A 17,111-nucleotide genomic window follows, 5' to 3' on the forward strand; every position below is an offset into this window, starting at 1 on the left:
CGCTTTTCTGTTATAATGGGAAGGATGCGGGGAAGAAATGAAGCCAGAGGGTTTTGGGGTGGCGGATTATGACCTGCAGGGTAAATCATAGATCAATATCATAAAACATTAATGAACTTAAGTGGACAGGCCGCCGTGCATCGGGGCTTTCCCTTTCAAAATATACTTGAAAGAAGTGACTCAAGCAGCATGAACAAGCGACACAGCCGCCGGAATCCCGGCCGCCGCAGCACGCCTGCACCGATCGCCGGTCTGCCGGTAGCGAAAAACGATGAGGCCGTTATCGACATCATCGGCATGAACCACGACGGAGAAGGCGTAGGCCGCGCCGAAGGCTATACCCTGTTCGTCGCGGGCGCCCTGCCCGGCGAGAAGGTCCGCGTGAAGGTGCTCAAGACCAAGAAGCAGTACGGCTACGCCAAGCTGCTCGACATCGTGCAGGCGAGCCCCGACCGGATCGCGGCGCCCTGCCCGATCTACGACCAGTGCGGCGGCTGTCAGCTGCAGCATATGGATTATGCCGCTCAGCTCGCGTGGAAGCGCCAGCTGGTCGTGGACAACCTGACGCGCATCGGCAAGCTGCAGGTGCTCGGTGAGCCCGAACTGCGCGGGCCGCAGGCCGCCGATGGGGCGGAAGGCGCGGACGCTGCTGCGCCGGTGTCCGCTGCCGCAGCGGGCGGTGCAGCGCAGGGCATCCAGGTTCATGCCACGCTGGGCATGAACGAGCCGTGGCGCTACCGCAACAAGGCCCAGGTGCCGATCGGCGTCACCGAAGGCGGCCTGGTGGGCGGCTTCTACGCCCGCGGCAGCCACCGCATCATCGACATGGAAGCCTGCCTGATCCAGCACGAGCACAACGACGAGGTCGTTGCCCGCGTGAAGGCCATCGGACGCAAGCTCGGCATTACCGCGTATGACGAAGAAACCGGCCAAGGCCTGCTTCGTCACGTCGTGGTGAAGGTGGCCTTCCGCACCGGCGAGATGATGATCGTCCTGGTCACTAACGGAGACAAGATACCGCATGTAGATGAATGGATCTCGGAGATCCGCGAGCAGCTGCCGTCGGTGGTCAGCATCTGCCAGAACGTCAACACGAAGCAGACAAATGTGATTTTTGGAGACGTGACCCGCGTGCTGTGGGGCAGCGAAGTCATTTATGACTATATCGGCGACGTGAAGTTCGCCATCTCGGCGCGGTCGTTCTATCAGGTGAACCCTGCTCAGACGGAGGTGCTGTACGGGAAGACGGTAGAGTATGCGCAGCTAACCGGGAAGGAAAACGTGATCGACGCGTACTGCGGCATCGGGACGATTTCGCTGTTTCTGGCCCAGCATGCGGGCAAGGTATACGGCGTTGAGATCGTGCCGGAGGCCATCGAGGACGCTCGACGTAACGCGGAGCTGAACGGGATGAGCAACGTTACGTTTGAGGTTGGAGCGTCAGAAGATGTCATTCCTGCCTGGAAAGAGCAGGGCATCGAAGCGGATGTTATCGTCGTCGACCCGCCGCGCAAGGGCTGCGATCAGAAGCTGCTGGAGACGATTCTGGAGATGAAGCCGGAGCGGGTGGTGTATGTGAGCTGCAATCCTTCCACGCTGGCGCGGGATTTGCGGTTGCTGGAGGACGGCGGGTATCGCACGGTGGAAGTGACGCCGGTGGATATGTTTCCGCATACGGTGCATGTGGAATCGGTGGCTTGGTTGGTGAAGGATAGTTGTAATTAGCAATAAAGTTAACCCAAAGCCTAATTAGTCTGCATAAAGCCTAAATAGTTTGCCTAAGAGCCGAACGAAATTCAGGTATTTACTCCTGTTTTTCCTCGGCTTTTTTAAACCCAATCGATATCCGCCGGGGGAACCCAGGGGCAGGGAATATTATTTTTAGGGAGCGGGACAGGATACGTGCATACTGTTTCCCCTCGACCCTGAACCCAGAACCCAGAACCCGCTAAAACCCTTGCCCCGCCTGCATTTTACCCTACTGATGATTCCGTCCAGCTTTGCCCCTATGCCGCCATTTGACAAACTACCTACCAGAAGGTAGAATGACGATATGAACAATTTATCTAACACCTATGACGAAATCCTGGCTTGTGCGCGTTCTCTGATCATCGCTGGCGGCTACAACGGCTTCAGTTATGCCGACATCGCTGATGTGGTTGGGATTCGTAAGGCGAGCATCCATCACCATTTCCCAAGCAAGGTCGATCTGGTCCGAACGCTGGTTGCGCGGTATCGGAAAGAAGCCGAAGAGGGGATGGCGAATCTCGAGCATCAGGTGTCCGATCCGCTCGAACTGCTTCGGTTCTACACTGGTTATTGGGAAGCCTGCATCATGGACGACAGCGCTCCGTTTTGTGTCTGCGCGCTGTTGGCAAGCCAGCTCCCCGTCCTGCCCGAGGAAGTTGGCCTAGAGGTCCGGGCGCATTTCCGCTCCCTGTCGGCTTGGTTGACATCTGTGCTGGACCGCGGCGCACGGCAAGGGGAGCTTCAGCTGATGGGTACCCCTCATGATGAGGCCGAAGCGTTCATGGCGACAGTTCACGGCGCGATGCTCTCAGCGCGGGCCTATGGAGATCCGAAGATATTCGGCGTCGTCACAAGCTCACTCTTGGAGCGATTCTCTTCGTGATGAAAGCCGCGATGGCGATGGTTTGTAGCCATGATCTAGAAGAAAAGAGGTGAACCCTTTAGCTTTACCCATCTTGAGAGCAGACTATGTTCTAATGAGGATCAGGTCGCTATTTTACGAACGAATCGCATCTCATCCGCCAAGTACAGATACGAGGCATGCCGTCTACATATCGTCAGTCTACAGTGAGAACGGCGTATTCTTGTCGCTGAATGTTTGCTAAACGACCCCTGCTGCCCGTCGATGGATCCGACATACATCCAGAGCTGCTGAGTATGGGATATCGGTTGTGGCCGGTCCCGTCGAGTGGTCCGAGCGTAATGTCTTTTCACGATGGGCACGGGGGACGTTTAAAGCAGATGGCGGAGTCTTGTCTTTTTAACCTACCTATTAGTAGGTAGCGAATAACAATCAAATGAATTTTTGATCAGAAATGCTGTCAGCCGCTAGTATCGGCTCGCGCCAAGACAAAACAAATCAACCTTGTCCTTATGGACTGGAAGGAGACAATTATGTTTGGAATTTCATCACTCGGCTGGGTGCATACACTCAGCAGCTTGCCCGCCATTCCGCTGGCTATCTATATGTTTGCTCGCTACGGACGGATTGTGCCCCGGTCAAAGCCCGGTGTCGTCTATTTCATTTCGATGCTGATTGGCGCGATCACAGTATTCCCCATCGCACATCAGTCGGCTAGCTATGCCATTGGTACCGCAACGCTCCTGCTGCTGCTCGCCGGATACGGCATCGGGCGTGTTTCGAGCTTTGGGCGTGCGGGGAAGTACCTCGAAACCATCTTCCTGAGCCTGACGACGTTTCTGCTGATGTTGCCGACCATTACCGAAACCCTGACCCGTGTTCCTAACGGCCATCCCTTCGTCACCGATCTGAGTTCGCCCATTCTCCTCGGCGCTCAAGCCAGTCTCTTCGTCATTCTCATTGTTGGCTTGACAGCCCAAATCATCCATTTGCGCAGGCAAGGCAAGCGCGCGGCATTCGCCTCACCAGCCGAGATTTCTGCCGAATGAAGCTTCATGAATTGAGATTTAGCCTGACAATAACCAGCAAGTCTATCTGATTTATAGCAGCTTCTATGAGAAAGTTTTAATTAAAAAGGAGAGCAAAATATGTCATTAACTCAAGCTTTAGCGGAAACCAAACAGCAATTTATCGCGCATACCCCTATAGAGATTCAAACAGAGATGTTCCGTCAGATCCGGGAGCAGCAGGAATCCGGTATTCCTTACGGCCGACAGGAGGGGGAGAAGGCCAAAGATTTTACACTCAAGAATGCCTTGGGTGAAACAGTGAACCTTTATGATGAACTGTCCAGAGGACCTGTTGTCCTCACTTTCTACCGGGGCGGATGGTGCCCGTTCTGCAACAGTCAGCTGAAAGCCTATCAGAAGTTACTGCCGGACATCGAAGCTCTTGGGGGCCAGTTGATCGCGGTCAGCCCGCAAAGCCCCGACAACACGCTTTCCCAGCAGGAGAAAGAAGAGCTGACCTTCCAAGTACTGAGCGACACCAACGGTCTTGTGGCTGCTTTCTATAACATCCTTTACGACGTTCCGGATTACATCCAGAACATGATGAAACAAATGGGCATGGACCTGGCAGAATATAACGCGACGAACCGCTGGATCCTGCCGATTCCTTCCACCTTTATGATCGACGAATCCGGCATCATCCGTTCTGCCTACGTGAATCCGGACTTTATGCAGCGGTTGGATCCGGAGAATATTTTGCATGAATTGAGAAAGCTGTAAACCCTACGATAATAATTGCGCTATACTTCTATGTTTCATAGGAATGGCATGATTAAATGATTGGAATAAAGAACGAATTTCTCTGATTGGGGAGATCGTTCTTTTTCTTATAATATCAGAAAGTATAAACTCCAGAGCCATGGCTTCCTGATATTGCAAGAAAAACTTCCTTTAAACGCGGTCTGTCTTCTTGGAAGGTACGTCGATAGAGTTTTTCTTATATCTGACAATATAAAAATTTCGGAGTAATTTGATATATAATATGATCAGAAGGGTTGGAAATCCGAGTGTACTTTGATTTAATCATTATGTTATGAAGCATGATATAAGTGGATAAGAAGTCAAATATGAGGCGTTATATTTTTGGATAACGGCTGAAGCTTTATTATTACGAGAGGATTGAGTTTGAAGTGAACGATAATTTTTGGCTTGATTTACCCCGGCCTTTTTTTATACTTGCACCAATGGAAGATGTGACGCATGTTGTTTTTCGTCATGTCGTGAGTAAAGCAGGAAGACCGGATGTGTTTTTTACCGAGTTTGCGAATACGGAGAGCTACTGTCATCCAGAAGGCAATCATAGTGTGCGCGGCCGTTTGCTATTTACCGAGGATGAACAACCGATGGTTGCACATATATGGGGCGATAAGCCGGAGTATTTTGAAAAGATGAGTATCGGTATGGCGAAGTTAGGATATAAAGGGATCGACATCAATATGGGTTGTCCTGTTCCTAATGTGGCATCCAATGGGAAGGGAAGCGGATTGATTCTCCGTCCAGAGGTTGCAGCTGAAATTATCCAAGCCGCCAAAGCAGGAGGACTGCCTGTAAGTGTAAAGACCAGACTTGGTTTCACCAGGGTGGATGAATGGCAGGACTGGCTGACCCATATTTTGAAGCAGGACATCGCTAATCTTTCGATCCATTTGCGTACAAGAGATGAAATGAGCCAAGTTGATGCGCATTGGGAGCTGATTCCTGAAATTAAGGCACTTCGGGATCGTGTGGCGCCACATACGCTGCTCACGATTAATGGCGATATTCCTGACCGTCAAACGGGCCTGAAGCTGGCTGAACAATATGGTGTGGATGGCATCATGATCGGGCGTGGTATTTTTAAAAATCCGTTTGCCTTTGAAAAAGAACCGAGGGAGCATAGCAGCGCCGAATATCTTGATCTTTTAAGATTGCAGCTGGATCTCCATGATCAGTATTCCCAACAATTAGAGACCCGTCCATTCAAAGCCCTACATCGTTTTTTCAAGATTTATGTCAAAGGGTTTAGAGGCGCAAGTGAACTCAGAAATCAATTGATGAGCACGGAGTCTACCGATGAAGTGCGTGCGCTTTTGGACGAATTTGCACAGCGTATGGATGAGGGCGGGGACAGTTAAATAAGGTATGCGGAGTAACTCCGTCCCTGAGGGGATGGAGTTTTTTTGCGTTCTACGATGGAGGTATTAACCTTATTGGCTGCGGTTGTGCTGTACTGAAAGGCAGATTATGATAATTGTACGATAATCATGATCCATATGGAGTGATGACCTTGAGATACACCGATTACATCCGTCTGAAAACAGGCAGATACCAATCTGTAGGAAAGTTTGGCGACGATATCTATGCGTATGAGGTCTTAACGGGGATCGCCGACACCCCGGAGTACCACCAAATTTCCAAGGAAGAATTCGAATCGTTTGAAACCTGGAGCCAAGAGTACATTACGGATCTTAAAAAATTATATGAAATCATTAACCGCCCTGTCATCTGCAGCGGTTACCTGGGAAGAGCGGAGCTGAATACTTCACTGCTTCGGGAAATGTAGGCGCAAGGAGTGTAAAAGAACTTGTATTCATAGTGACAAAAAAAAGTATACAATCGTGGGGGTGTTCGTATGATTGATCAAATCAAACAGCTAGTATATGAAAATTGTAGTCAGCCCAATGTATTAGGTGTACTTTTAATGGGTTCAGTTTCAGCTGACGCTCATGACCAGCACTCGGATGTCGATTTACTTGTCGTCTATCAACAGTCCGAGCCCGTGTTGCATCTTCCCAACGCGGCTTGGAAATGGGATGTATCCTACATAAGCGAAGAGGAGATTAAAGGGCTTCAAAAATTATCGGATTGGCGAGCGAACGCCTTTTTAACTGCTCAAATCATCGTTGACCATACCACATGGCTGCCATCGGTTATTCATGAAATCTGTACACTATCTGATCAAGAATTTGAAAGACATGCCACGAGATGGTTGGATGCCTATCTGAATGCTTTTTACCGATCTATGAAGGCAGTAAGAAGAAATAATGAACTTGGATCTTTACTGCAGGCTTCATCGTCTATCATATGCTTAATCAATTGCTTGTTTAGTATTAATAAGCTTATTCCCCCTTATTTGGATAGAGTCGATATCCTACTCGATCGTTTGGAGCATCTTCCAATGCAGAAGACAGCTTTAAGTGAACGGTTTGCAGCAATATCCAAATCCGCTAACCCCAAGGATCAGATCATATTGTTTAGAGCTACCGAAAAATTACTAAGATCTTTTGGTTTTAATCAAGTGTATGAGGCATGGGGAGACCAGCTGGAGAATGAAGTGAATTACTGGGAAAGCTGAAGATGAGTCCGTTAGGAAGTAAATGATTGAGTGATATGAAATGAGCCTCTTTGCAGCGGACGGCATAAGAGAAATTTTTTTGAAATTGTGGAATATTCACATAGCCACAGAAAGGGGTCATGACCGTGAGTATCACTTTTGAATCTGTTAAACAGGAAGTTGAGGAGCTCGTACAGTTCCTCACATCAGATAGCTGGCCTTATCATGGAGTTGAGAGCCCTGCTGAATCCGATATCAGAAAGGCTTATGAAAATGGCGCCTATCACAATGAGAATACCCGAACGTTCTGGATCATTGATAAAGGCGGCCATCAGAAAATCGGGCTGATCCGATTGTTTGACGTCTCAGATCCGATTGTTATGTTCGATCTGAGAATCCGAAGCGAGTATCGGGGCAAAGGTATCGGAAAGTCAGCTTTGAGTTGGATCGTCTCGCACGTGTTCTCTGAATACCCGGAAGCGATCCGCATTGAAGGACATACCCGAATGGATAACACGGCTATGCAAGCTCTGTTTGCTAAATCGTTGTTCGTGTTGGAAGCGTATCATCGTAAATCTTGGAGACAAGCCGGGCTATTGTTTGACTCCGTCGGTTACGCGGTGATTAGGGAAGACTGGGAGAACAATCAGGTTACACCTATTCCTTGGTCGATAAAATAATTGATGGAATCCAATTTATTTCATTAGCAATTAAGGTAACGGGAAACGTTATTTTCATTAGCCTAGAGGCCAGGATCATTCAATTGTTTCTCGAATATTTTATCAGCTGGATAATTTATTGAACTTTGTGAAGATAACGTTTATCTGAAAGATACGCAAATCTTATAGGTAAGGGTGGTTCGTTTGGAGCAAGGACTTATTGTGTTGTTGAACGGAACTTCAAGTGCAGGAAAGACGAGTATTTCCATGGAACTGACCAACCAGAAAGAGATTCTTTTTCATCATTTATCCATTGATGATTTTTATCATAATTACAATGATTTTATTAATAATAAATTTCCAGATTCTAAACCTGTAAGAAAATTGGATGATGAAGTTATCGGACAAATCATATTTGATCCCATAATCTCCATGTACTACGCGACAATTAAATTGTTTTCCGAAATGGGACTGAATGTAATCGTCGATACCGTAATCGAAAATGACAAGTGGTTTAATGATTATCTTGATGTACTTTTTGATTATCCTACATTGTTTGTAGGTGTCATATGCTCGAAAGAAGAACTCGCAAGAAGAGAGCAAATCAGGGGAGATCGAAGGATTGGACTAGCAGCTTCCCAATTCGACAAAGTATATTCCTTTAATGAATATGACCTTGAAGTAAATACTGAAGAGTTGAGTCCGACAGAATGTGCCGATAAAATTTTAAGTTTGATTAAGTCCGATCAGGATTATGCTGCATTTAAGAAATTAAGTAAAAGAGAGGTCAGTGTTTCATAGAAGGCGAATCCATCAGATAACAACATATTCAAGATGGGGGCTATTGCCCCTGTCTGGCGGGGGATTTGGAATAAACAATGGCTCAATCATGACGTCAGCCGGACAAAATAATAGGCTGTCGTCGTTAAGTTAACGGGCAGGATAATGGAGTGATTTTGCGAAGGAATCGAGTTGAGGTGGTGGCACTTTTGATCAGAGTGGTTCTGTGGGACTTGGATGGGACAATTCAAGATAGTGATTCGTTGGCAAAGGAAGGTACACGTTATGGATTTAAACAGGTGCTTGGAAGGGAGCCGACAGACGACGAATTTTCTCAGCTGGTTGGACGCCCCGTTCCTGTAGTCTATAAAGAATGGTTCGATGACAATTTGGCAAAACAAATTCTAGATACGGGAACACGTTACTACCAAGAACGTGCGGAACAGATCCCTTGCTACCCAGATGTACCCGAGCTTCTGGACGAATTGAAGCAGAGAGGTTATCGGATGGGAATCGTATCTTCTAAACGGCGGTTTCATGTCTTAAAAGAATTACAAGACAAATCATTGGACATCTTGTTTGACGTTATCGTAGCCCAGGAAGACACCCTACAACATAAACCTCATCCTGATCCTCTAGTTCTCGCTGCAAGTCACTTTAATTCACTCCCTGAAAATTGTCTGTATATCGGAGACCAACCCTCAGATATAAGAGCAGCTCATGCAGCACGAATGAGGAGTATTGCGGCGCTTTGGGGAGACGGCAATTATGAACGACTTAAGCCGATATGTCCAACAATGTTTGCCCATACCCCGATGGATGTACTTAACTTTCTGCCCAATATCCATATGAAGTTAATCTAATCTCTTTAACGCAAAAGAAGCATCCAGACCTGACGTCTTAAATGCTTCTTTCGCATCCCAATTTATGCGGAAAGTTTCTTTCTTCTTACGAAACGTCTGTCTGCTAAATAAAGAACGAAAAGAGACACCATGGCGACACCGATCGGAATGCCGAACGCTTCATATGAAAAAGGAGCTCCTTCAAGTTTTAAGTGGCTCGTGGCACGGTACTCGAGCCGCTTAGCGGCGAATTTGGCCGTCCGGACATCTTCCTGCCTTGCCAGATCTTCAAACGCTGGTTCCATCGCGAACCGCTCGGGCGAATCGGTGTGCAGGTAAAGCTGTTCAGCCTTTCCACCGTTTTCGTTCCAGTTTCGTATATCGCCCGCAGCGACCGTCTTTACGTTCGGGCCTACGAAAATCATTCTGTCGAGTTTCGGAGCATCTGCAATTTGATATCGGGCGATGAGATTGAGACCATGCCGGGTCACTACCGGATCGCGTTTACTTGATACCGTTATTGTTGTCGTCGTTCCGGAAGCCCCATAAGTGTCAAAAGCAGAGGATAACATGAGTTCGTCGGCACCGTCATACAGTAGGATCCCGTCTTTTTTCTTGCTCCATTGAAAGGCGTTGTTCAGAATATATACGACATCGCTCAATCCGGCTGTGAAAGGCTTCATTTGAGGATGTTGAACAAAATGGTAGGAAGGGTAATTCATATCCTTCGCCACTTTCTCAGCAGTCGGCTCACCCATTTGCTGGGAGATTACGTACAGGGTTGCATCGATCCCCGATGTCAACCCGGCAGACGAGACCAAATTGCTGTCAGCCACATAACGCTGGTCTCTCTTCCAAGTAACCTCGCTATATTTCTTTTCTAACCTGCCGATATCTCCCCAGTGCGTTGCTGCAGATTTTCCATCCAGCAGGCCGGTATCGGCCAAATTCTCGGCACCATTGCAAATGGACAGTAATGTCGTTTCTTTGCCCGAGTGCTTCCTTATCCAATCGCGGACAGGCTTGTATTTCGCTTCATCCAAAATCGGCATGAAAGGGATGACGATAATATCCGGACCTTTACTCGTCAATTGATCTAATTCATCAAAAGTATAATGGGGCACGATATCAAGACCGCCTGTCAACGATTTGACGTTTTTGTCGGGCGCAGCCGCAAACACATTGTATGAGCCTGTCATGGAGAACATTTCGTAAGGTACAAGGAAATCAAACACCTCGGTCACTTCATTCGCCAACATCACGGCTACTGTCGGCTTTTTCGAATCATAGGCAGGGGCTTGGACGCTTTGTAAAGAAGTAGGAACCGGCTTATCGTAAACCGACATAGACTCCTGCATCGTACGCATGTAACCGACCGCTCCGGTTCCTCCTACTACGAGAATCGTAACGCATGCATATACAACGAAACGCCATACTTTCTTCATTTTCTCTCTCCTTTAATCAGTAAGTAAATATTTGTTATTAACTTTCCCAATTAAAGGATACTAAGAAAAGAAAAATTGAAAAACCATCCGAAGACGGTTATTTTCCCCGACTTAGGTCCAGGCAGAGTTTATATCCGGATAACGCATGTCGTTACATTATCATAATAGCTGACCCGACCTTTTCTGAATATGACTCAAAAGGGCTATTCGACAACGCTGCCGAAGCATGATGTTAGACCGAAAAAATAAAGTTGTAAATAAGTAGTCAAATGATTTTTTTTTGGTGTTGACATTAAAAGGATGATCGGATATATTTGTTACATACCAACCGAATGTATGAAAAGAGGAGACGTATGGCAAGGAATAAATATCCTGAAGAAACAATCAACCAGATCTTAACCGTGGCTCTTAACCTGTTCATTCAAAAGGGATACGAGCAGACTTCCGTTCAGGATATCATCAACGAGCTGGGCGGGCTGACAAAAGGGGCAATTTACCATCACTTCAAGTCGAAGGAGGAGATCCTGCAGGCTGTCACCGATCATTTGTTCCAAGGTGTTGATGATATGCTGTCCAGTGTCCGGGACGACAAGGAGCTGAACGGACGGGAAAAGCTTCGCAAGATTTCCCTCGTCTCTCTCGACAATCCCGCCCAAGACGAATTGGCATCGGTGGCACCGAACCTCTTGCGCAATCCGAAGATGCTGGCGGCACTGATCGAGAACATCATCGATAAAGCCGTACCCATCTATATCCAGCCCATCATCGAACAGGGTATGCGAGACGGATCGATCCGAACCGACTATCCTAGGGAGCTTAGCGAAGTGCTGATGGTACTCACCAACATTTGGCTAAACCCGGCGATCATTCCAGCTTCGCCCGAGGTAGTGTTACGCAAGGTAAAGCTTTTCGATGAAATATTGAAAGGCCTGGGGCTTGACCTGTTCGATGAGCAAATGATTCAACGGTACGAGGAACTGTTGCGTATGTCAGCTAGAGAAGTCAGCAAAGAAAACTAAACTGCCGAGAGGCAGCTTATTTTTAAGTCTATTCATACCAACGGTTGGTATGAATAGGTGATCCGGATTCAAAGTGCTTGTTAGAAAACTTAATTATAAGGAGACGTGAATGTAATGAATCAGAAATTGACAATGAGCACCCGCTCGCTGGAACAGCAAGTCGTGACCAATTTTAGCGGAAGCAACCTGGCGAAGAGTGACTTAGCGGGCGTTACGGCCCATAAAGGACAGTTTAAGGGCAGCGCGCTCGCCGGTTCCGACTTTTCGGGCTCGGATTTGACCGGCAGTACGTTTAATAGAAGCGACGTACGCGAAGCCAACTTTGACGGCACGAATCTGACGGACTGCAGCCTGTCTGCGCTTGACCTGACAAATGCAAGCTTCAATAAGTCAATTCTTGTACGAACCAACTTCAGCAGCGCGAATCTTAACGGAGCCAAATTCACGGGTGTAAGGATGACCGACGTCACGTTAACGGCGACCGATCTGAAAACAACGATATTTGAGGACTGTTGGTTTGACGGGGTTGACTTCAAGTACTCCGATCTGAGCGGGCAGCGTTTCGACGGACAGACGTTTATCGGTGTGAAGTTTGACAGAGCGGATTTAAGCAACGCTTCGTTCAAGGGCGCTACATTAAATAATGTTTCTTTCCAACCGGGGTTTACCTTTACTAAGAAGTACTATCGCATGATCAAAACGATCTGCTTTGACGGCGCGACAATGGATAAACTGACATTTGCTGCTCTCAAAGGCATGGATGCCAATTTGTCAAAAGTCACCGTCATTTAAGGGAGGGGATCCGATGAAAACCAAGATCATTCAAGCAAAGGACTGCAAAAATCCAACAAGCAGCTCCAAGTGCTGAAAGGTGACGTTTCGGAGCCTTCTATAGTGAAAGAACACAAGCGGATCCTATGATAAAGGAGAACGCCAAGCTGGGAGAGAGTTTGTAGTTTAAACCAATTGGACTGATAAAAAAGTAAAGTGAGGGAAACGAAATGGAAAAGAAAACAACAGAAAATTTTAGTTCGTCAGAAAATATGAAGGAAAAAGGATTCGCTGCCGGGCAGGATCGCCCGGAGCTGCAGAAGGCCATCCAGGAGATCGTCGATTCCGGTTTCCTCGGAGTGCAGCTGCGCGTGCACGATGAGCAGGGCGAGTGGGTCGGCAGCGCCGGGGTGAGCAGATTGGGCGAGGAGGCGAAGCCGCCTACAAACGGGCACTTCCGGATAGGCAGCAACACCAAGACCTTCACCGCGACCGTGGTGCTGCAATTGGTTGCCGAGGGCAGGATCGGGCTGGACGACCCGGTGGTTGACTACCTGACTGAGTTCGGGCTGGACCCGCGGATCACGGTGCGGATGCTGCTGCAACACACCAGCGGGGTGTTCAACTTCACCGGCGAGTACTACGAAGACGGGACGGTCGTGCCGGGGATCCCCTGGCAGGGCCAGGAGTGGGTAGACAACCGGTTCAAGACCTACCGGCCGGAGGAACTGGTACAGCTGGCATTATCCAAGTCGGCGCGATTCGAGCCGGGAACGGACTGGAGCTATTCCAACACCAACTACGTGCTGGCCAGGTTGCTGATCGAGAAGGTCACCGGCAGCTCGCTCGCCGAGGAGATGCAGCGGCTAATACTGGGGCCGCTTGGGCTGTCGGGTACCGTGGTACCAGACACCCAGCCGGAGATTCCCGAACCGCATGCCCACGCCTACTACCGGTACGAGGACGCCGGCGAGCAGAAGACGGTCGACATCACCCGCCAGAACCCCTCCTGGATCTCCACCGGTGGTGATATGATCTCGACCACCCAGGATCTCCACACGTTTATCTCCGCGCTGATGGGCGGCAAGCTCCTCCCGGCCCCGCTGCTGGCCGAGATGTGCAAGCCGTATCCCAAAATCGGCTATGGTTTGGGGGTGTTCGTGCAGAACGCCGGTCCGAACGGCGACATTACCATCATCACCCACAACGGCGGCATTTCGGGCTACGCGGCATTGATGTACAGCACGCCAGACGGCAGCAAGACCCTGACCGCCTCCGTGAATTATGTGGACGACGCCGCCATGTCCCTGGCAGCGGCGTTCCAGAAGGCGATTCCGAGGCTCGTCGAGGAGGTGTTCGGCGGCGGGCAGGCCGGGTCGGCTGACGCGGTCGAGCCGGCCAGTAAACAGGACTGAGCACCGTGGCCCCGTACGCCTTGAGGCTTGTAATATAAAAATTCATAGACGATGTTACGCTAACGAAGACGATAGTTCAATAATGAACAAGAAGCCAGCAGATTACTTTGATCGGCTGGCTTTATTCAACTAACGGGAAGGATAGAGTCATTGTAGAACCGAAATTATTTAATAACTTATTTCTTCAGTAACACATCAGGCCTGTCTATTTAGGGTGATCAACAGCGCGTGATGGCACGAATGGTTACCACAGCTGACAAAGGAGAACCAAACAATGAAGAAGTACATACTTTTCGATCATGATGGTGTTTTGGTAGATACTGAATTTTGGTATTACAAAGCGGGAGAACGCGCTCTGGCCGACATTGGATTTACCTTGGATAAAGATCAATACCTCCGCGACATGACCCAGTCATTGGGCACTTGGTCGCAAGCTAGGGCGGCAGGTATTGATGAACAGACCATCAGCAAGCAGCGTGAGGTCCGCAACGTCTATTATCAGGAATATCTTAGAACAGAAGCCATTGAGATTGAAGGTGTAGTTGAAACTCTAGCCGAATTGTCAAAGTACGTCCGCATGGCTATCGTGACAACTGCAAAACGTGCGGATTTTCAGCTTATACATGAAAAGCGCCAGATCATACAATTCATGGAATTCGTCCTTGTTCGTGAAGACTACGAGCACACCAAGCCGCACCCGGAACCATACTTGACCGGCCTAAAGCGCTTCGGAGCTACCAAAGAAGAGACCCTGGTTGTAGAGGACTCAAACAGAGGGCTGAACTCAGCCGTGGCAGCTGGTATTGACTGTGCTATTGTCCATAACGACTTCACCAAAACACATGACTTCTCACAGGCCAACTATCGAATCAAGACGCTGATTGAACTAAAGGACATCATCCTGAAAGTAAGCTGAGAGACCCTAGAACCTTCGTTTGGACCTGGTAAGGCCGGCAAAAGACGGATTATAGTGATTAATGCATCGGCTTTTCCCATTCACCTTTGATTACTATTCCTGTCTCCTTCGCCGCTGCTTCAAGATCATGGACTTCCTGTGCTGTCAGCGTGATTTCGGCGGCTTTTACAGCATCAGCAATTTGGGAAGTTCTCGTAACGCCGATGATCGGAACGGTTCCTTTCGCAATGGCCCAGGCGATGGCAACTTGTGCAGAATTCGCATTGTGATGATTGCCGACTTCCTTCATAACATGGATCAGGCCTTCCAGTTTCGCAAGCACGTCTTCATCAAACGCCGCTCCTCTTCTGGTGCCGCTGGGGAGAGGATTTTTCGCATTGTATTTGTCAGTTAATGCGCCCTGTTCCAATACCATATAGGAGAAAAACACAATGTTGTTTTCGTTGCAGTAATCAATAATTCCGGCTTCTTCGGACGAACGGTAAAGTAGGCTGTAATGATTTTGTACAGCAGAGATTTCCAGCCCTTCTTCAGCCAAAATACTTTGCGCTAGCTGGATTTCCTCCAGAGTGTGGTTGGAGACGCCTGCATATTTTACTTTTCCGCTTTTCATGAGCGGAATCAGCTCTGGAGTCCATCTTTTTACATCAAGAGGATTATGGATCCAATAGATATCCGTCTGGTCTGCGCCGAGCCGGTTCAGGCTGCTGTTCAAGCGGTCTTCAACAGGCCCGCCAAGCTGCGGAGTGAATTTCGTTGAGAGCAGCACATCGTCGCGGCCTTTGGTAAACTCGCCCAGAATGTTTTCGGAGGCTCCCATTCCGTACACAGTCGCAGTGTCCCATAAATGGAGTCCGGCTTTCATCGCCGCATCAAAAACCGGTTTTAAGTCTTCCGCGGTAAGATGATTCCCGAAAATAGCATCCCCGCCGCCTTGACCGGTTCCCCATGACCAGGTGCCAAGAGCGATCGGAGGAATCATTTCATTTTGCAATTTTACCTTTTTCATTGGTTTCAACACCTTTCTATATTAGTGAAGCGTTCACTGCATGAGATAAGAATATCAAGGAGACGAATGAATTTCTTTGCCTACAAGCTCATTTCTATTTGTTTATTTAGCTCATTTTGGTTTCTGTACATAACAAAATACCGTTCCGCGAAACGGTATCTTCAAATCAGGTGCAGGTGCATGTGCAGCCATTTTTTAGCCCCTTTAGGCATCCTCCTTCAACCTCAGCTGTCGTCTAAACTCTGACGGCGGGAGTCCGAATTTTTCCTTGAATACTTTGGAAAAGTGAGCGATATTTTCAAATCCGGTCGAAAAACAGACATCCGTAACAGATAACACGGTTTCCGCTAACAGTTCCTTGGCTTTATCCAGCCTTCGATTGCGAACCCATTTGAGCGGGGAGGTGTTGTATATCGCTTGAAAATCCCTTTTGAACGCCGCCAGGCTTCTGCCGGACAAATAGGCTAGGTCGTTAAGGGAAACGGGATTCATGAAGTTCTCCTCCATGATCTTTGCAATGCTGCCTCTTTCCTTGCTTATGGGTTGCATCATTTGATGCAACAAACGATCATTCGAATCTGCGATATGAAACAGCAATTCCATCAGCTTTACACGAACGAGTCCTTCTTTGACTTCGTCAGGGTTCTCGAAAAAGGGTTTTAACGACTGGATATAGCTTCCAATGCGGTCATTGATCGGAAAGACGGTTATCGGAACAACATCATTCACGAGATGAATTGGTTTTAAACCGGCGAATTTGAGGAATTCATCTACGATCTTCTCGTTCAGGAAAAACATCGTATAGTCGAGGATATAATCGGAATCGGGTTCACCTGCTTTCTCGTACTCGACTCCCGTTGATTTATGAATAAACATCATTTCGTTGCTCCGTATCGTGTATTCTCGATCACCGAAGCGAATGGTATAGACACCCGACTTGACGATTAGCAGAAGATGATCCTGCAAAAAAAACTTTCCTTTTATGCCTTGCGTGTAAAAACAGAATTCGATAACGGACATCCCATCCAGCTTCAAGCTTCCTTTTTTATTCGGAGACTTTACCAGTTCATGAGGCACCCTGACCATTTTGCTTGATCTCATAGTCGTGGACGTCCCCGCCTTACTTGTTCCTGCGATTGCTCTAGTTTCCATTTCATAATCATCCTTTCGGATATGCCCGTCTGCGCTTACCTGTAGAATAATTAGAAGCCGTTTGGACGGTACCTGATAACGATGTGCTTTGCCCAATGTTCAAACGAAC

Annotated in this window: 17 protein-coding genes; 14 read left to right on the forward strand and 3 right to left on the reverse strand. The window is 48.2% G+C overall.

What is annotated here, in order from left to right; genetic code table 11:
- Window positions 1–189: 189 nt before the first annotated feature.
- From rlmD to CJP46_RS17800, 10 genes are all read left to right on the forward strand, one after another.
- Window positions 190–1,725 (forward strand): 23S rRNA (uracil(1939)-C(5))-methyltransferase RlmD, encoded by a 1,536-nt coding sequence (rlmD, locus tag CJP46_RS17755; protein ID WP_094596973.1) that lies wholly within the window; start codon window positions 190–192, stop codon window positions 1,723–1,725.
- A 328-nt stretch (window positions 1,726–2,053) separates the two neighbouring features.
- Window positions 2,054–2,632: a TetR/AcrR family transcriptional regulator gene (locus tag CJP46_RS17760; RefSeq protein ID WP_094596974.1), complete on the forward strand. Its 579-nt coding sequence runs from the start codon at window positions 2,054–2,056 to the stop codon at window positions 2,630–2,632.
- 512 nt (window positions 2,633–3,144) lie between these two features.
- Entirely contained in the window at window positions 3,145–3,660 is a 516-nt protein-coding gene (locus tag CJP46_RS17765) for a hypothetical protein (protein WP_094596975.1), read from the forward strand.
- 99 nt (window positions 3,661–3,759) lie between these two features.
- Window positions 3,760–4,401: a peroxiredoxin-like family protein gene (locus CJP46_RS17770; protein ID WP_076176774.1), complete on the forward strand. Its 642-nt coding sequence runs from the start codon at window positions 3,760–3,762 to the stop codon at window positions 4,399–4,401.
- A gap of 464 nt (window positions 4,402–4,865) precedes the next feature.
- The gene (locus tag CJP46_RS17775) at window positions 4,866–5,795 is read left to right on the forward strand and encodes a tRNA dihydrouridine synthase (protein ID WP_373558021.1); all 930 of its coding nucleotides are present in this window, start codon (window positions 4,866–4,868) and stop codon (window positions 5,793–5,795) included.
- Between the two features lie 152 nt (window positions 5,796–5,947).
- A complete protein-coding gene (locus CJP46_RS17780) occupies window positions 5,948–6,223 on the forward strand; it encodes a hypothetical protein (RefSeq protein WP_094596977.1) in 276 nt (91 codons plus the stop codon).
- 69 nt (window positions 6,224–6,292) lie between these two features.
- Entirely contained in the window at window positions 6,293–7,015 is a 723-nt protein-coding gene (locus CJP46_RS17785) for a nucleotidyltransferase domain-containing protein (RefSeq protein WP_094596978.1), read from the forward strand.
- Window positions 7,016–7,134: 119 nt separating this feature from the next.
- On the forward strand, window positions 7,135–7,674 hold the full coding sequence (locus tag CJP46_RS17790; protein ID WP_094596979.1) for a GNAT family N-acetyltransferase: 540 nt from the start codon (window positions 7,135–7,137) through the stop codon (window positions 7,672–7,674).
- 183 nt (window positions 7,675–7,857) lie between these two features.
- The gene (locus tag CJP46_RS17795; RefSeq protein ID WP_094596980.1) at window positions 7,858–8,454 is read left to right on the forward strand and encodes a chloramphenicol phosphotransferase CPT family protein; all 597 of its coding nucleotides are present in this window, start codon (window positions 7,858–7,860) and stop codon (window positions 8,452–8,454) included.
- 197 nt (window positions 8,455–8,651) lie between these two features.
- On the forward strand, window positions 8,652–9,296 hold the full coding sequence (locus tag CJP46_RS17800) for an HAD family hydrolase (protein ID WP_256992433.1): 645 nt from the start codon (window positions 8,652–8,654) through the stop codon (window positions 9,294–9,296).
- A 62-nt stretch (window positions 9,297–9,358) separates the two neighbouring features.
- On the opposite strand, the gene CJP46_RS17805 is transcribed toward CJP46_RS17800, so the two are convergent.
- Window positions 9,359–10,720: a DJ-1/PfpI family protein gene (locus CJP46_RS17805; RefSeq protein WP_094596982.1), complete on the reverse strand. Its 1,362-nt coding sequence runs from the start codon at window positions 10,718–10,720 to the stop codon at window positions 9,359–9,361.
- Window positions 10,721–11,073: 353 nt separating this feature from the next.
- Here CJP46_RS17805 and CJP46_RS17810 point away from each other — a divergent pair, with 353 nt between their 5' ends.
- From CJP46_RS17810 to CJP46_RS17825, 4 genes are all read left to right on the forward strand, one after another.
- On the forward strand, window positions 11,074–11,739 hold the full coding sequence (locus tag CJP46_RS17810; RefSeq protein WP_094596983.1) for a TetR/AcrR family transcriptional regulator: 666 nt from the start codon (window positions 11,074–11,076) through the stop codon (window positions 11,737–11,739).
- 114 nt (window positions 11,740–11,853) lie between these two features.
- A complete protein-coding gene (locus CJP46_RS17815) occupies window positions 11,854–12,531 on the forward strand; it encodes a pentapeptide repeat-containing protein (RefSeq protein ID WP_256992410.1) in 678 nt (225 codons plus the stop codon).
- Between the two features lie 209 nt (window positions 12,532–12,740).
- Window positions 12,741–13,925, forward strand: a complete 1,185-nt coding sequence (locus CJP46_RS17820) for a serine hydrolase domain-containing protein (protein WP_218831038.1) — start codon at window positions 12,741–12,743, stop codon at window positions 13,923–13,925.
- 274 nt (window positions 13,926–14,199) lie between these two features.
- Window positions 14,200–14,841 (forward strand): HAD family hydrolase, encoded by a 642-nt coding sequence (locus CJP46_RS17825; RefSeq protein ID WP_094596985.1) that lies wholly within the window; start codon window positions 14,200–14,202, stop codon window positions 14,839–14,841.
- A 58-nt stretch (window positions 14,842–14,899) separates the two neighbouring features.
- Here CJP46_RS17825 and CJP46_RS17830 read toward each other — a convergent pair whose 3' ends face one another.
- Together CJP46_RS17830 and CJP46_RS17835 are read right to left on the reverse strand one after the other, a co-directional pair.
- Window positions 14,900–15,850, reverse strand: a complete 951-nt coding sequence (locus CJP46_RS17830) for an aldo/keto reductase (RefSeq protein ID WP_094596986.1) — start codon at window positions 15,848–15,850, stop codon at window positions 14,900–14,902.
- A gap of 204 nt (window positions 15,851–16,054) precedes the next feature.
- Complete coding sequence (locus CJP46_RS17835) at window positions 16,055–17,002, reverse strand: helix-turn-helix domain-containing protein (protein ID WP_256992411.1); 948 nt, start codon at window positions 17,000–17,002, stop codon at window positions 16,055–16,057.
- Between the last annotated feature and the right edge of the window lie 109 nt (window positions 17,003–17,111).

Origin of the sequence: Paenibacillus sp. XY044, assembly GCF_002257645.1 — a bacterium.
Taxonomy (GTDB): Bacteria; Bacillota; Bacilli; order Paenibacillales; family Paenibacillaceae; genus Paenibacillus_AQ.

What these genes read in the sequence shown, in the direction of transcription:
- CJP46_RS17825 (WP_094596985.1), top strand. Translation starts at nt 14,200, where the DNA reads ATGAAGAAGTACATACTTTTCGATCATGATGGTGTTTTGGTAGATACT.
- CJP46_RS17805 (WP_094596982.1), bottom strand. Translation starts at nt 10,720, where the DNA reads ATGAAGAAAGTATGGCGTTTCGTTGTATATGCATGCGTTACGATTCTC.
- CJP46_RS17815 (WP_256992410.1), top strand. Translation starts at nt 11,854, where the DNA reads ATGAATCAGAAATTGACAATGAGCACCCGCTCGCTGGAACAGCAAGTC.
- CJP46_RS17835 (WP_256992411.1), bottom strand. Translation starts at nt 17,002, where the DNA reads ATGGAAACTAGAGCAATCGCAGGAACAAGTAAGGCGGGGACGTCCACG.
- CJP46_RS17760 (WP_094596974.1), top strand. Translation starts at nt 2,054, where the DNA reads ATGAACAATTTATCTAACACCTATGACGAAATCCTGGCTTGTGCGCGT.
- CJP46_RS17765 (WP_094596975.1), top strand. Translation starts at nt 3,145, where the DNA reads ATGTTTGGAATTTCATCACTCGGCTGGGTGCATACACTCAGCAGCTTG.
- rlmD (WP_094596973.1), top strand. Translation starts at nt 190, where the DNA reads ATGAACAAGCGACACAGCCGCCGGAATCCCGGCCGCCGCAGCACGCCT.
- CJP46_RS17770 (WP_076176774.1), top strand. Translation starts at nt 3,760, where the DNA reads ATGTCATTAACTCAAGCTTTAGCGGAAACCAAACAGCAATTTATCGCG.
- CJP46_RS17785 (WP_094596978.1), top strand. Translation starts at nt 6,293, where the DNA reads ATGATTGATCAAATCAAACAGCTAGTATATGAAAATTGTAGTCAGCCC.
- CJP46_RS17790 (WP_094596979.1), top strand. Translation starts at nt 7,135, where the DNA reads ATGACCGTGAGTATCACTTTTGAATCTGTTAAACAGGAAGTTGAGGAG.
- CJP46_RS17830 (WP_094596986.1), bottom strand. Translation starts at nt 15,850, where the DNA reads ATGAAAAAGGTAAAATTGCAAAATGAAATGATTCCTCCGATCGCTCTT.
- CJP46_RS17775 (WP_373558021.1), top strand. Translation starts at nt 4,866, where the DNA reads ATGGAAGATGTGACGCATGTTGTTTTTCGTCATGTCGTGAGTAAAGCA.
- CJP46_RS17810 (WP_094596983.1), top strand. Translation starts at nt 11,074, where the DNA reads ATGGCAAGGAATAAATATCCTGAAGAAACAATCAACCAGATCTTAACC.
- CJP46_RS17820 (WP_218831038.1), top strand. Translation starts at nt 12,741, where the DNA reads ATGGAAAAGAAAACAACAGAAAATTTTAGTTCGTCAGAAAATATGAAG.